Source organism: Streptomyces sp. CA-135486, assembly GCF_050936555.1.
Lineage (GTDB): Bacteria > Actinomycetota > Actinomycetes > Streptomycetales > Streptomycetaceae > Streptomyces.
The window spans coordinates 3,103,177-3,117,211 of sequence record NZ_JBNJMM010000002.1 but is presented as its reverse complement, the minus strand read 5'-3'; the positions used below and the strand labels follow the sequence as shown (position 1 = coordinate 3,117,211).

General features: G+C 71.0%; 15 protein-coding genes. 4 read left to right on the top strand and 11 right to left on the bottom strand.

Going from position 1 to position 14,035, the window contains the following annotated elements; translation table 11 throughout:
• Nucleotides 1-16: 16 nt before the first annotated feature.
• From ACQEVG_RS33885 to ACQEVG_RS33870, 4 genes are all read right to left on the bottom strand, one after another.
• Nucleotides 17-397: a hypothetical protein gene (locus ACQEVG_RS33885; protein ID WP_404727142.1), complete on the bottom strand. Its 381-nt coding sequence runs from the start codon at nt 395-397 to the stop codon at nt 17-19.
• 99 nt (nt 398-496) lie between these two features.
• Nucleotides 497-766, bottom strand: a complete 270-nt coding sequence (locus ACQEVG_RS33880; RefSeq protein WP_432991005.1) for a hypothetical protein — start codon at nt 764-766, stop codon at nt 497-499.
• A gap of 165 nt (nt 767-931) precedes the next feature.
• Nucleotides 932-1,795 (bottom strand): LytR/AlgR family response regulator transcription factor, encoded by an 864-nt coding sequence (locus ACQEVG_RS33875; protein WP_432991003.1) that lies wholly within the window; start codon nt 1,793-1,795, stop codon nt 932-934.
• A 34-nt stretch (nt 1,796-1,829) separates the two neighbouring features.
• Entirely contained in the window at nt 1,830-2,075 is a 246-nt protein-coding gene (locus ACQEVG_RS33870; RefSeq protein WP_432991001.1) for a zf-HC2 domain-containing protein, read from the bottom strand.
• A gap of 168 nt (nt 2,076-2,243) precedes the next feature.
• Between ACQEVG_RS33870 and ACQEVG_RS33865 the strand changes: the two genes are divergently transcribed.
• On the top strand, nt 2,244-2,924 hold the full coding sequence (locus ACQEVG_RS33865; protein ID WP_432990998.1) for a hypothetical protein: 681 nt from the start codon (nt 2,244-2,246) through the stop codon (nt 2,922-2,924).
• Between the two features lie 79 nt (nt 2,925-3,003).
• On the opposite strand, the gene ACQEVG_RS33860 is transcribed toward ACQEVG_RS33865, so the two are convergent.
• From ACQEVG_RS33860 to ACQEVG_RS33830, 7 genes are all read right to left on the bottom strand, one after another.
• Nucleotides 3,004-3,864, bottom strand: a complete 861-nt coding sequence (locus ACQEVG_RS33860) for an Fpg/Nei family DNA glycosylase (RefSeq protein WP_432990996.1) — start codon at nt 3,862-3,864, stop codon at nt 3,004-3,006.
• A gap of 58 nt (nt 3,865-3,922) precedes the next feature.
• The gene (locus ACQEVG_RS33855) at nt 3,923-4,765 is read right to left on the bottom strand and encodes an amidohydrolase family protein (protein ID WP_432990993.1); all 843 of its coding nucleotides are present in this window, start codon (nt 4,763-4,765) and stop codon (nt 3,923-3,925) included.
• Between the two features lie 4 nt (nt 4,766-4,769).
• Nucleotides 4,770-5,081, bottom strand: a complete 312-nt coding sequence (locus ACQEVG_RS33850) for an L-rhamnose mutarotase (protein WP_432990991.1) — start codon at nt 5,079-5,081, stop codon at nt 4,770-4,772.
• Nucleotides 5,078-6,055 carry an aldo/keto reductase gene (locus ACQEVG_RS33845; protein ID WP_432990989.1) on the bottom strand — a complete coding sequence of 326 codons (978 nt, stop codon included), beginning with the start codon at nt 6,053-6,055 and terminating at the stop codon, nt 5,078-5,080. Before ACQEVG_RS33845 ends, ACQEVG_RS33850 begins: the two co-directional genes overlap by 4 nt.
• Before the next feature lie 198 nt (nt 6,056-6,253).
• A complete protein-coding gene (locus tag ACQEVG_RS33840) occupies nt 6,254-7,594 on the bottom strand; it encodes a wax ester/triacylglycerol synthase family O-acyltransferase (protein WP_432990984.1) in 1,341 nt (446 codons plus the stop codon).
• Nucleotides 7,595-7,709: 115 nt separating this feature from the next.
• The gene (locus tag ACQEVG_RS33835) at nt 7,710-9,782 is read right to left on the bottom strand and encodes a SpoIIE family protein phosphatase (RefSeq protein ID WP_432990982.1); all 2,073 of its coding nucleotides are present in this window, start codon (nt 9,780-9,782) and stop codon (nt 7,710-7,712) included.
• A gap of 53 nt (nt 9,783-9,835) precedes the next feature.
• Nucleotides 9,836-10,972 (bottom strand): DUF6777 domain-containing protein, encoded by a 1,137-nt coding sequence (locus ACQEVG_RS33830; RefSeq protein WP_432990980.1) that lies wholly within the window; start codon nt 10,970-10,972, stop codon nt 9,836-9,838.
• 143 nt (nt 10,973-11,115) lie between these two features.
• On the opposite strand from ACQEVG_RS33830, the gene ACQEVG_RS33825 reads away from it, so the two are divergent.
• From ACQEVG_RS33825 to ACQEVG_RS33815, 3 genes are read left to right on the top strand one after another with little or no spacing between them, the layout of a single operon-like run.
• Nucleotides 11,116-11,934, top strand: a complete 819-nt coding sequence (locus ACQEVG_RS33825; protein WP_432990978.1) for a YndJ family protein — start codon at nt 11,116-11,118, stop codon at nt 11,932-11,934.
• Nucleotides 11,931-12,506, top strand: a complete 576-nt coding sequence (locus ACQEVG_RS33820) for a DUF1990 family protein (protein WP_432990975.1) — start codon at nt 11,931-11,933, stop codon at nt 12,504-12,506. Before ACQEVG_RS33825 ends, ACQEVG_RS33820 begins: the two co-directional genes overlap by 4 nt.
• Complete coding sequence (locus ACQEVG_RS33815; protein ID WP_432990973.1) at nt 12,484-13,890, top strand: lipase maturation factor family protein; 1,407 nt, start codon at nt 12,484-12,486, stop codon at nt 13,888-13,890. The genes ACQEVG_RS33820 and ACQEVG_RS33815 overlap by 23 nt, the downstream gene beginning before the upstream one ends.
• The last annotated feature ends 145 nt before the right edge of the window (nt 13,891-14,035 follow it).

The window sequence follows — 14,035 nt, the reverse complement described above, 5'->3', positions numbered from 1 at the left end:
TCCCCGGGAGCACGGGTCAGCGTCCTTCGACGAGCCTGGTGAAGTCCTGTTCGTTGCGCTCGGCCCGGCGTACGTACCAGCGGGCGGTAAGCCACATCACCGGGTAGACCGCCACGCCGAGGGCCGCCCAGACGAAGGGCTCCGGCGAGGAGAGAGAGCTGTTGAAGGCGGCGGGGAGCGCGAAGAGCAGCGGCAGCGAACCGACCAGCAGGGCGAGCGCCCCCAGTGCGTACAGCGCGGCCCGCAGCTGGCTGCGCATGAGGGAGCGCACATAGGTGGCACCGAGTGTCGTCTGCTCGCTGATCTCGGAGCGGGCGGGCGCGTGCCCCGGCGCACGTCTCGCGCCGCGCGGCACGCCGGTGACCACCTCACGGCGGGGGTGTTGCTCTGCAGACATCGTCGTCCGCTCCAGCGTCTGTCGGCGAACTCTCGGGAGCTGTGGAGTCTACGCAGGAGGGATTACCTGCGGTAGATACCTCTCAGTACCCCGTGCGCCTCAGTACCCCTTGGGCTGGGCGCAGTCGCTCAGCGCGATCTCCAGCTCGACATACGACTCCTCGGCCCTGCGGAAGGCGACTTCGAGGGCGGCCTCGGCGCGCGGGCCGACGAGTCCCTGTGCGGATTCCTGGATCTCGTACAGCACATCCGCCCAGCGCCCTGCGGCGCTCTTCACCGTGGCGAGCAGTGCCTCGAGGTCACGAGCGCTGGACACCCGGGTCGCCGGCAGGCTTCGCAGCTCCGCCAGCAGTGCTTCGATGTCGGACATCAGGCCCCTTCTCCCGCACCAAGATTAGGTCGCGGTCAAGGGCGGCCCGCGCCGAATCCGGATCCGGTTCGGTCGGCGGACGTCGCCCGTCGCCGTACGGCTGCGCCGGGGCGACGAGCGGCTGCGTACCGCCGTCGAACGGTCGAGCGGGGTCCGGGCCGCGGCTCAGCCCCGCGCGGTGGAGGTACCGCCCGTGGCCTTGGGACTGCGCGGGAACATCAGCAGCTCGCGCAGCTGACGCGCATGGCGGCGGCTGACCGCGAGCTCCGCGGCGCCGACCCTGACGGTGGTCGTACCGGCGTCCAGGCGCAGTTCGTCGATGCGGGCGAGGGCGACGAGATGGCTGCGGTGTATGCGTACGAAGCCGCGCGAGGCCCAGCGATCCTCCAGGGTGGACAGCGGGATGCGCACCAGATGGCTGCCGTCGTCAGTGTGCAGCCGGGCGTAGTCGCCCTGGGCCTCGACATAGGTGATGTCGTCGATCGCTACGAACCGGGTGACTCCGCCCAGTTCGACCGGGATCTGCTCGGCGCTGCCGACGGTCCCCGGCGGAGCCTGGTGTGACACGGCGGGCCCGGCGGCGTACGGGACGGGTCCGGTGGGGCCGGCCGGTTCGGGCTGCCGTGCCTCGCGCGCCGTGGCGACCAGGTCGCGGACCCGGCGTACGGCTTCGGCCAGCCGTTCCCTGCGCACCGGCTTGAGCACATAGTCGACGGCCTTGAGGTCGAAGGCCTGGACGGCGAAGCCCTCGTGGGCGGTGACGAACACGATCAGCGGCGGCCGGGCGAATCCCGCGAGCAGTCGGGCGACGTCGAGACCGGTGAGCCCGGCCATGTGGATGTCGAGGAAGACGACGTCAATGGCGTCCTCGCCGTCCGGGCCCGCGTCGAGCGCCCGGGTGATGCGGCGCAGCGCCTCGGTGGCGTCCGTGGCTCCTTCGGCGCTCCTGATGCGGGAGTCGGAGCGCAGGAGGTACAGGAGCTCTTCGAGGGCCGGTTTCTCGTCGTCGACAGCCAGTACGCGCAGCATGCTGCGGAGTTTAGGCCCGCCCCGCCGGACCGGACTACGGTGCGGCGTCGCCGAGGCCGTCGAGCAGATCATCCTCGGAGAACAGCGCCAGCAGCGCGGGCGCGTCGGCCATGTCGAGGTAGGCGGTCCGGCAGGACTCGCAGAGCTGCAGATGGCCCAAGACCCGGGCGTCCTCGGCCGGGCCGAGGGCACCGAGGACGTACGCGCCGAGCAGTAGTTCCACATGGGCGCTGTCGGGGTGCGGCACGGTCATCCGGATACCCGTTTCTCCACCTGTCACGCACACATTCTGCCTGTCACCCCGCCGCACGGACCGGGCCGCCCTCGCGGTTGCGTTCGCCGCGTACTGAGTTGAGCACAGCGCGCACCTGATGCGTACTCCTGAGCAACAGACCACAACACACGCAACGCAGCACCGTACGGGGCGAAGAGACGAATCGAGGACGCCATGAGCATGCAGCAGCGGCATCAGGACGTGGCCGCCTATGCGCTGGGCGTCCTGGAGCCCGCCGACGCGTTCCGGTTCGAGGAACACCTGGTCGAGTGCGTGATGTGCACGGTACGCCTCTCCGACTTCACCTCCGTGGCCGCCGCCGTGGCCGAACTCGCGGGACCCGAGCGGGTCGAGGCCCGGCCGGGACCGCGGCTGCTCGACCGGCTGACCGACGAGGTCGCGGTGTTCCGGCGGCGGAGCCGAAGGCGCCGGCTGCGGCTGGTCGCGGCGGCCGCCGCGCTGATCATCGCCCTGCCCGCGGCGGTGGTGCTGCGCAGCGGCGGCGGGGGCGGGGGGTCTGCCCCCGAGGGCCAGCAGGTCGTGGCGACGGACGCCAGAACAGGTATCACCGTGGCCGCGGCGTTGCAGGACAGGGCCTGGGGCACGGCGGTCGCGATGCGCCTCACGCACCTCCCCGGACCGCGCACCTGCCGGCTGGTCGCCGTGGGCAAGGACGGCATCGAACACCCGGTGCTCACCTGGTCGGTGCCGTCCGGCGGCTACGGAATGCCGGGGTCGGGAGGTCATGAGGAGCCGCTGGACATCGAGGGGGGAACGGACGTGCCGATCGGCGAGATCGGCCGCTGGGAGGTCCGTACCCAGGACGGGCAGCCGCTGGTCTCCCTCAAGGGGTAGCCCCTTCAAAAGGTACCTCCCTCAAGGGGTACCTCCCTCAAGGGGGCACATCTCAGGGGAGCGCACTTCAGGAGCGGCGCTACTTCAACAGGCGCGAGAGTCTGCGGTCGGCGAGCGGTTTGCCGCCGGTCTGGCAGGTGGGGCAGTACTGCAGCGAGGAGTCGCTGAAGGAGACCTGGCGGATGGTGTCGCCGCAGACGGGGCACGGCTGACCCGTGCGGCCGTGAACGCGCAGACCGCTCTTCTTCTCGGCCTTGAGCCGCCCGGCGGCGACCCCGCGCGAGCGCTCGACGGCCTCGCTCAGTGTGGCGCGCAGGGCCTCGTACAGGGCGGTGGTCTCGTCCTCGTCGAGATTCTGGACGGGCTTGAACGGCGACATCTTCGCGGCATGCAGGATCTCGTCGCTGTACGCGTTGCCGATCCCGGCGATCAGGCTCTGGTCCCGCAACGCGCCCTTGATCTGCCGCCGTTCCCCCGCGAGCAGTCCGGCGAAGGCGTCGCGGTCGAAGGAGTCCGCGAGCGGATCCGGGCCGAGACGGGCGATGCCGGGCACCTCGGCGGGGTCGTGTACGAGATGGACGGCGAGGCGCTTGGTGGTGCCCGCCTCGGTGAGGTCGAAGCCGCTGCCCGACGCGAGGACGGTACGCAGGGCGAGCGGTCCCTTGCCGGGGCGCGGCGGCGCGGCCGGGAACTCGTCCTTCCACTGGAGCCAGCCCGCCCGGGCGAGATGGGCGACCAGATGGAGGCCGCCCGCGCTGATGTCGAGCCACTTCCCGTGCCGGTCCACGGCGGTGACCTCGGCGCCCTCGACGGCGGTGAGCGGCGGGTCGTACGTCTTCAGGACGCTGATCGCCAGCGGCAGGACACGGACGATCTCCTGTCCCACCAGATGGCCGTTGAGGAACTCTCGCAGTGCTTCGACTTCGGGCAGCTCCGGCATGCATCCAGGGTGCCGCAGGCTCCCGGCTCCCGCAGTTTCGGGGTCCGTGGGCGCGGCTTCAGAGTCCGTAGACGCGGCTAGCGGTGGTTTCGAAGACGGCGCGGCGTTCCTCGTCGCTCAGCCGGTGGGTGAGCGCGCGGGCGGCCGCGAGGACCTCGGCATAGCTCGCGGCGAGCCGGCACACGGGCCAGTCGGAGCCGAACATCAGCCGGCCGGGGCCGAAAGAGTCGAGCACCGTGTCGGCGTACGGGCTCAGATCGGGTGTGGTCCAGGTCGACCAGGCCGCCTCGGTGACCATCCCGGAGAGTTTGCAGACGGTGTTCGGCAGGTCCGCGAGTGCGCGTACGTCACTCGCCCAGGGCTCCAGCTCCCTGGATGCGATGGGCGGCTTGCCGAGATGGTCGAGTACGAAGGTGAGCTCGGGCAGCCGGGCCGCCGCCTCGGCCGCCGCGGGCAGCTGGTGCGGCTGCACCACAAGGTCGTAGACGAGTCCGGCGGCGGCAACGGCCGCGAGGCCGCGCTGTACGTCGGGGCGCAGCAGCCAGGCGGGGTCGGGCTCCTGCTGGACCTGGTGGCGGATGCCGACGAGCCGGTCCCCGCCGGGGAGTTCACGCAGCGCCGCGAGGGTGTCGGCGACATCGGGCGCGGTGAGGTCGGTCCAGCCGACGACGCCCGCGACGAGGTCGCTGCCGTCGGCGAGTGAGAGGAATGCGGGTGTCTCGTCGGCGACGGTGACCGTCTGCACGAGGACGGTGGCGCCCACGCCCGCCGCGCGCGCCTCGGTGGCGAGGTCGTCGAGCGAGAAGGTGCGGGCGATGGGGGCCATCTCGGGACCGGTGATCCACTCCTGGTCCCGTACGGAGAGGTCCCACACATGGTGGTGGGCATCGATGATCGCCATCGGCTCACAGCTCCCAGACGACGGGCAGTGGGGCCTCGACGCCGTCGGCGGAGTAGTCGTGTACGACGTCGAGCAGCTCGGCCATCCGCGCCTGCCAGGCGATATTGACGGGAAGCTCTTCCAGGGCGGCGAGCAGCCGGGTGTAGTCGGTGCAGTCGAGGAGGTGGAAGAGGTCGGTGCCGCTGCGCCAGATGGTCCAGGAGGTGGCGCCCGCGGCGCGGATCGCGGCGGTCAGCTCCTCGGGCACCTCGCGGTGCGCCGCCTCGTACTCGGCGATGCGGTCGGCGCGGACCTGGGTGTGCAGGGCGACTCTCATCGGGCCTCCCTGTCCTTCGGCAGCAGTCCTTCGGCACGCAGTTCGTCCCAGAGCGCGGGCGGGACGTCGAGGGCGAGCATGTCCGCCACGTCCAGTACCTCGTCGGCGGAGCGGGTGCCGACCAGGACACCCGCGACGGCCGGATGGGCGAGGGGATAGTGCAGGGCGGCGGCCCGCAGCGGTACGCCGTGCCGTACGGCGACCGACTTGAGGCGCTGTGCGCGCCGCAGGATGTCGTCGGGCGCGGCCGTGTAGTCGTATGGGGCGCCGGGACGCGGGTCGGCGAGCAGTCCGGAGTTGAAGACCCCGCCGACGACGACGCTCTTGCCGCGGGCGATGGCCTCGGGCAGCAGCTCGTCGAGGGCGCTCTGGTCGAGCAGGGTGTAGCGGCCGGCGCACAGCACGGCGTCGACGTCGGTGTCGCGAAGGAAACGGGTGAGCATCGGGGCCTGGTTCATACCGGCGCCTATCGCGCCGACGACGCCTTCGGCGCGCAGGCGTTCCAGGGCCGGATAGCCGTGCCGGAAGGCGGCGTCCTCGTGCTCGTCCGGATCGTGCAGATAGACGATGTCGATCCGGTCGAGGCCGAGCCGGACCAGGCTCTCCTCGATGCTGCGGCGTACGCCGTCCGCACTGAAGTCCCATACCCGGCGGTGGTCGGCGGGCACGGCGAAGCCGTCTGCGAGGTCGTCACCGCCGGCCGGGCAGGGTTCGAGCAGCCTTCCGACCTTGGTGGAGAGGGTGTACGCATCGCGGGGCCGGGTGCGCAGGGCTTCGCCCAGTCTGCGTTCGGAGAGGCCGAGTCCGTAGTGGGGTGCGGTGTCGAAGGTGCGGATGCCCGCGTCCCAGGCGGCTTCGACCGCGCCGGCGGCCGCGGCGGGCTCGACGGCGGTGTACAGATTGCCGATTCCCGCTGCCCCGAAGGACAGTTCGGTGATCTCGACCGCGCTGCGTCCGAGCGTGCTCCATCGCATCCGCTGCTGCCCCTTCGCCGTGGCGTTCGCCGATCACGACGAATATTCATCGGATCACTTGGGGGCGTCAACACCCTTGACCCCACTCGATCGCCGTCATGCGGGGAGCCAGTCGCCCCGCATGGCGCGCTTTCTTCGCGCAGCGGACGTCACCCGTTACCTCCGGGGAGATCGCGCGCCGGGGTGGAGGCATCCGATCTATTGGCTCAGTACCAGGAGTTCGTCGAGCTCCTCCCCCACACTCCGCGCGAGCTTGTCGAGGTCGGGCACGGCCTTGCCGTCGGCGACCAGGCCCACATGCACCTGACCGCCGTATGTCGACATCGCGATCGCGAGCGACTGCCCGCGTGCCAGCGGCGCCATCGGGTAGATCTCACGCAGCGGGCAGCCGCCCAGCGACAGCGCCGAACGCGGCAGCGGCACGCTCGTCACCAGGATGTCGAAGAGCATCCGGGCCGCGCCGCCCGCCAGCGGCGCGCCGAACCGGTGCGCCAGCGGCGGCAGTTGATCGGCGAGGACCGCGAGCGCCCCGGCCCCGCGCGACGGCCCTGCCGTCTTGTTGCGGTCCATCGCGGTGCGTACGGCATCGAGCCGGGAGCGCGGGTCGGGGTCACCGACGGGCAGTCCGACCAGATAAGCGGAGAACTTGTTGCCCGATCCGGACGGGCTGCCGGGCCTGCGCCGGGAGACGGGCACCAGGGCGCGCGGGTCGGCCCCGGGCAACTGCTCCCCGCGCTCCTCCAGCCACCGCCGCAACCCGCCTGCGACGGTGCCGAGCAGCACGTCGTTGGCGGTGCCGCCCACCGCCTTGCGTACGCGGTGCACATCCTCCAGGTCGAGCACCGCCGTGCCGAGCCGCCTGGTGCCGCTCGACCCGGCCGAGAGAGCGGGCACTCCGCGCGGGTCGAGCCGGCTGGCACGTACGACCGAGGCCCCGACGTCGAGCGCCCGGCCCAGCTCCTCGATGCGGCCCCGGGCGAAGCCGGCCATCTGCCCCGGCCCGGGTAGCCAGGAGCGCGGCGGCACGGGCCTGGCCCTGCGCGCCCCGATTCTGCCGGCGTCGGCGATCTGGTCGAAGATTCCGGCCCCGATCGCGACCGCGCGCATGCCGTCCGCCAGCGCGTGGTGAAGCTTGACCAGCACCGCGAACGGGCCGCCCGGCTCCCCGGTCAGCAGATACATCTCCCAGGGTGGCAGTCCCCGTTCGAGCGGCCGCTCCATCAGCTCACCCGCGATGGCGACCGCCTCGGCGGTGAAGGAACCGTCCGGGAGGCGGACATGGTGGACATGGCGCCGTACGTCGAAGTCCTTGGCCACGGACCAGGCGGCTCCGCCGACGGGCAGCCAGACGTCCCTGACCCGCATCCGCAGTCTGCGGATCGCGGCGGCGCGCGCGGCGAGCAGTTCGAGGACGGACTCGCCGCTCCCCGCCCCGGGAGCCGGGGCGAAGAAGGCGAGGGCGCCGAGGTGCATCGGATGACCGGCCGACTCGAGGTGCCAGAACGCCAGATCGAGTGGTGCGAGGAGCTCGCTGCTCAAAGGGTCCTCTTGTCCTAGAAGGTTGAACTAGAAGGCCAGGGATGCATAGTCAATCGCCTCCGGTCGGTTACGTTCAAGTACGATCACTTCACGCACAGTTAACAACAGGTAATAATCAGTTGGTCGACCCCTCCGGGACAATGAATTCGCACCACACGGCCTTGCCGCTGCCTCTCGAATCCACGCCCCAGGACTCCGCCAGCCGGTCCACCAGCAGCAGTCCGCGGCCCGAGACCCCCGACTCACCCGCTTCGCGCCGGCGCGGCAGCGCACTGGAACGGTCCTCCACCTCCACCCGGAGCCGCCGCTCGGAGCCCGCAAGGACCCGGATGGTCACGATCGCGCCCCCGTCGGTGTGCATCAGCGCGTTGGTGACCAGCTCGTCGGCCACCAGCTCGATCTCGTCCGAGCGCTCACGCGCACCCCACGCCCGTACCGCGGCCTTGACCATGTGCCGGGCCGAGCGCAGCGCCTCCGGGTCGCTCTGGGCGACGTGCTGTTGCAGCCGTCCGCCGGACTGGGGCGTGTACGCGCCCTTGCGACGCAGCAGCAGCAGCGCCACATCGTCGTCCCCGGCCCGCTCGTCCACCACTTCGCACAGACGGTCGGCGAGCAGCTGCAGATCGCGCGGGCCGTTGCGCACCAGCCCGGACAGCAGCTGCATCCCGTCGTCGAGGTCGGCGCCGGGCTGCTCGACCAGTCCGTCGGTGTACAGCAGGAGAGTGTGACCGGGGTCCAACTCCACGGTGCTGACGGGGTATTCGAGCTGGTCGAACTCCGCCGAGAGCCCCAGGGGCAGCCCGCCCTCGACAGGCACCCGGCGGCAGCTGCCGTCGGTGTCCCGGATCAGCGGGTCGATGTGCCCGGCCCGCACCACCTGGACCACCCCGGTCGTCAGGTCCGCCTCCGCATAGGTGCAGGTCGCGAACCGCTCGGTGTCCAGTTCATGAAGGAAGACGGAGGCGCGCGCCATCACCGTGGCCGGGGTGTGCCCTTCGGCCGCGTAGGCCCGCAGCACGATCCTCAGCTGCCCCATCACCGCGGCGGCGTCGGTGTCATGCCCCTGTACGTCGCCGATGACCGCGCCGACCCGGCCGCCGGGCAGCGCGATGATGTCGTACCAGTCGCCGCCGATGTCCCGGCCGATCCGCGCGGAGCGATAGCGCACCGCGATCTGCGCGCCGGGCACATCGGGGATCCGGCGCGGCAGCATCGCCTGCTGCAACCCCTCGGCGAGGTCGTGCTCCTGCTCGTAGAGCACGGCGCGCTGGAGGCTCTGCGCGATGCTGCTGCCGAGCGCGACCAGCAGATTGCGCTCGTCGGTGCTGAAGCCGGTCCTGTCGCCGTACAGCAGGCCGAGGGCTCCGATGGGGCGGCCCTGGGCGATCAGCGGCAGATAGGCGGCCGAAGTGATGTGGAGGTCTGCGATGTGCGGCCACAGCCGCGGATACGACTCGGCGAAGTCCCGTTCCGACTCGATGAAGCGGGGGGTGAGGGTGCGGACCACCTCGCTCATCGGGTACTGCTCGTCGACCCGGGTGTAGCGGGTGCCGGGCACGAAGGAGCCCTCGGGCCCTTCGGCCACCAGATGGATCCGGCCCGCCTCCAGGAGTCCCATGACCAGGCTGGTCGCGCCGAAGTGCTCCAGGCCGTGGGAGTCCTTCAGCACGTCGATGACGTCCTGGACGGTCCTGGCGTGGGCGAGAGCCGCGGTGGTGCTCTCGACGACGCTGGTCTGCCCGCGACGCACGGCGTCGGCCTCGATGCGGGCGGTGGAGTCGGAGAGCTCCCCGGTTGCGTCACGGACGACGCCGATGATGCGCAGCGGGCGGCCGGTCTCGTCGCGGCGGACGCAGCCTTGGGTGTGGGTCCAGCGCAGGCTTCCGTCGCGGGTGCGGATGCGGAAATACGCGCCGTAGTGGTCGCTGCCGTTCTTCAGCGCCTGCGAGACCAGGGCGTCCAGCCGGACGGCCTCGTCCGGCGGCAGCCGGAAGGCCAGGCTCTCCGGGTGGCCGTCGAATTCGCCCGGGCGCACATCGAACACGTCGAGACCGGGCTGGTCCAGGTGCATCAGCCCGCTGACCAGGTCCCAGTCGAAGCTGCCCATGCGGTTGAGGGTCAGCCTCAGATCCGGGTCGGCCGGCCAGTCGTCGGGAAGCGACAGGGCACCCGCTGCCCGATCAACCATGGGGCCACTCTGCCATCATTTGTCTGATTCTTCGACCGGTCCGAGGGGCCTGCTCAGCCCTGGAAGGCGACCGGCTCGGCCGGCTCCTCGCTGGGCACGAGCAGGTCCGGCTGGGACGGTGCGACGCCACCGTCGGAGGGCATGTCCGGGCCGATTGGCGGGGACAGCTCCTCGCTCGGGAGGTCCGGGCCAATGGGCGCGACCGGTTCACTCTGGGCGTCCGGGCCAATGGGCGGGTTGACCGGCTCACTCGGGGTGTACGGAGCGGGCGGGCTGACCGGCTCGCTCTGCCCGGTCGAGTCGCCCGGCTGTGTCGAGCCGTCCGGCCCGATCAGCCCGGAGGGCGGCGGATAGGTGTAGATGTCGTCCGGGTTCACGGGCGGCAGCACATCGGGCCGCTTGTCCTGTTCGCCATCGGTCCCGCTCTTCCGTTCGATCCAGGTGTTGTTGACGATGTCGACGATCACCAGGCTGTCGACCATCTGGACGGTGGGCTTGATGACGACGACCCGCTCGGGCTGGTAACCCGCCCACGACCGGCCCGTCTGCACCACGGCAGCCTTGACCGCGACCGGCGGCTTCAGCGGGTTTCCGCCGGCACACCGCACGCGCGGAGCGCCGTACTGGTCCACGAGCACCGAGGTCCCGGCCTGCAGCACGGACTGGTAGCTGGTGGCCGTGCCACGGCTGTAGCCGTGGCTGGTGGCGCGCGTGTCGGCGCGCAGGACGACGGGGGTCAGCCCGCGCAGGAAGTCCGGGATCTCCGGCTGCGGGATGCCCACCGCCCGGGAGAACGCCCGCGACTTGGCCTGGTCCGCGGCGAGGAATCGCACCTGCTGCTCCACGTCGCAGCTGGCCACGGACTGTGTGCCGCCGTACAGGCCGGGCGTCGCGCCCGAGACGGTGCGCAGCATCTGCCCCCTGGAGGGGGGACTGGGTGAGCTCGACGGCGCGGGCGGTTCGGGCGAGGGCGCGGCGGTGGATGTGACGGTCGACGGCGTGTACGGGTCCGGCCCCTGGCCCGCCACGGGCTGGAGGAAGACCTTCTCCGATCCCGCTGCCCCGCCGCTGTCGCCGTCGCATCCGGAGACCAGCAGCGAGAAGGACAGCGTGACGGACAGCGCGGCGATCGCGGCGTACCGACGACGAACGTGACGGCCAAGGAACCGACGACGAATGGGTGTACGCACGAAGATCTCCCGCCTCTGCACCCAGATGTGTCCCTCAAGTTCTGCCGGATTCGCGCGATGCCCGCGACTTGAACGCGTTCAAGAAACCCTCTAGTCTCGACCGCGAGGAATTGAACACGTTCAAGCCTGGGGTGGGGCACCTGATGTCCGTACTGGTCAACCTGATCGTGATGCTCGGCATGCTGGTGGTCGTGCCCGCAGGGCTGCGTCTGATGGACTCCGTCCGGCTCGCGCCCATTCGGCGCATCTGGCTTGTGTTCGCCGTCCCGGGTTCGGTCGCTCTCTGGCTGCCGCGCTCGACCGCTGCGACGGTGCTCGCGACGGTGTACGCATTCGGCACACTGGCCCTCGCCGCGCAGGCCCCACGCCGGCTGCACCGCACCCGCTCGCTCGCACCGGCCGAAATCGCCGTGCTCACCGCGCTGGTGACCCCGTCGGTCGCCGGTGTGGCACTGGTCGCGGAGCGCTCGGGACACGAACTCTTCGGCTTCAGCCTGGCGATGCTGGCGCTGACCGTGCCGCACTTCCACTTCGCCGGGTTCACCGCCGCGCTCGTGGCGGGGCTTGTCTGCCGTACGTCGACGGCTCCTGCCGGGCGTTTCGCGGCGCTGAGCGTTCCGCTCGGCACCCTCCTCGTCCTGGCCGGCTACTTCATGGACGACTGGGCCGAACTGCTCGGCGCGCTTGTGCTGACCGCGGGCATGTGGGCCGTCGCGCTGCTGACCTGGCGCGATGTCCGCACCGGCGGACGGGACCGGTTCACCCGCGCCCTGCTGGCCGTATCGGCCGCCGTGCTGATCGCCACGATGCTGCTCGCGCTGAGCTGGGCACTCGGCGAGGCAACCGGGCTTCCCCACCCCACGCTGACCTGGATGGCCGCGACCCACGGCCTCGGCAACGCCCTCGGATTCGCACTCTGCTCCATGCTTGCCCGGCGACGACTCAAGGAGACGGCCGCATGAACAACGCCGACCGCACGACCGACCGCTCGACCAACCGCACACTCAGCTACCCAGAGGTGGGGGCCACCCGGCTCGGACCGCTGCCCGACGGCTATCAGCACCTCCACCACACCAACCCGATCGGACGGGGCCGCGCCGTCTTCGACGCGGCAGCCGCGGCGGTCACCGACTGGCGGATGCACCGCGGCTCGGGGGTCGGGATACGCGCCACGGCGGTGCGGGCCGAGCCCGGGGCCCGGGTCGAGATCTCGCTCGGGACCGGCCCGCTGCGCTTCACCGCCCATTGCGAGGTGGTATGGGCGACGTACGAGAGGGACCGGACCGGATTCGGATACGGCACGGTGACCGGGCATCCCGAGTGCGGCGAGGAGTCGTTCGTGGTCGACATCCGCGACGACGGCTCGGTGTGGTTCACCGTCATGGCCTTCAGCCGCCCCGCCCGCTGGTACACGCGGCTGGCGGGCCCTCTCGTTCCCGTCGCGCAAAAGCTGTACGCCAAGCGGCTCGGCCACACGGTACGGCGGCTTGCCCGGACCGATACTGAAGGTAATGGAGTGGTTCAGCGACAGTGACTACTGGCTGAGCCGGCTGGTCTTCCAGCGGGCTCTGGCCGCCGTGTATCTGGTCGCCTTTCTCACCGCCGCCCTGCAGTTCCGGGCGCTGATCGGCGAGCGGGGCATGCTGCCGGTGCCCGCGTACGTACGCCGGGTGCCGATGCGCAGTGCGCCGAGCCTGTTCCAACTGCGCTACTCCGACAGGCTCTTCGCGCTCTGCGCGTGGGCGGGCTGTCTGCTCTCCGCGGCACTGGTCGCGGGGGCCGCCGACCACATTCCGCTCGGGGCCGCGATGGCGTGGTGGGCGGTGCTGTGGGCGCTGTATCTGTCCATCGTGAATGTCGGTCAGACCTGGTACGGCTTCGGCTGGGAGTCGTTGCTCCTGGAAGCCGGTTTTCTCGCCGTCTTCCTCGGCAATGAGCGCACGGCACCGCCGGTCCTTGTGCTGTGGCTGCTGCGCTGGGTGCTGTTCCGGGTGGAGTTCGGCGCGGGGCTGATCAAGCTCCGCGGCGACGAGTGCTGGCGCAAGCTCACCTGCCTGTACTACCACCATGAGACACAGCCGATGCCGGGCCCGCTGAGCTGGTTCTTCCACCATCTCCCGAAGCCCTTCCACCGGGTCGAGGTGGCAGCCAACCATGTGACCCAACTCGTCGTTCCCGTCCTGCTGTTCACCCCGCAGCCGATCGCGAGCGTGGCCGCCGGGATGATTGTGCTGACCCAGCTGTGGCTCGTGCTGTCCGGCAACTTCGCCTGGCTGAACTGGGTGACGATCACGCTCGCGCTCCCCGCCGTGGACGGCTCGGTCTTCGCTCGTCCGCCCGCGCTGCCCGCTCCCCCGGCCTGGTACGAGGTCGTGGTGATCGCCGTCAGCGCGCTGATCCTCGGCCTCAGCTATCGTCCGGCGCGCAATCTGCTCTCCCGGCGGCAGCAGATGAACCGGTCCTACGACCCATTCCACCTGGTCAACGCCTACGGCGCGTTCGGCACGGTCGGGCGGGTGCGCCATGAGGTCGTCGTCGAAGGCACCGACGAGACGGTGCTCCACCAGGGCACGGTCTGGCGGGAGTACGGCTTCAAGGGCAAGCCCGGCGGTGTGCGCAGACTGCCGCGTCAGTTCGCCCCGTACCATCTGCGGCTCGACTGGATGATGTGGTTCGCCGCGCTCTCCCCCGCCTACGCGGGCTCCTGGTTCGGCCCGTTCGTGGAGCGGCTGCTCGACAACGACCGGGACACGCTGCGGCTGCTTGCCCGCAATCCGTTCCCGGACGCCCCGCCCGCGTATGTCCGCGCCAGGCTGTACCGCTACCGGTACACGACCTGGCGCGAACTGCGGGACACCGGCGCCTGGTGGCACCGGACCTATGTGCGCGAGTTCCTCAGGCCGACCAGGCTACTTTGAACACCCAGACGTGCTTGCCCGCGCCGCGGGCGGCCGGCGGCACGTCGACGACCGGCTTGCCGCCGGTCGTGCGCCGGCTCCCGGTGGGGTGCCGGGCCTGCGGCGGATGCCGATGCGGACCCTGGTCTGGTCGCCGGGGGCGAGC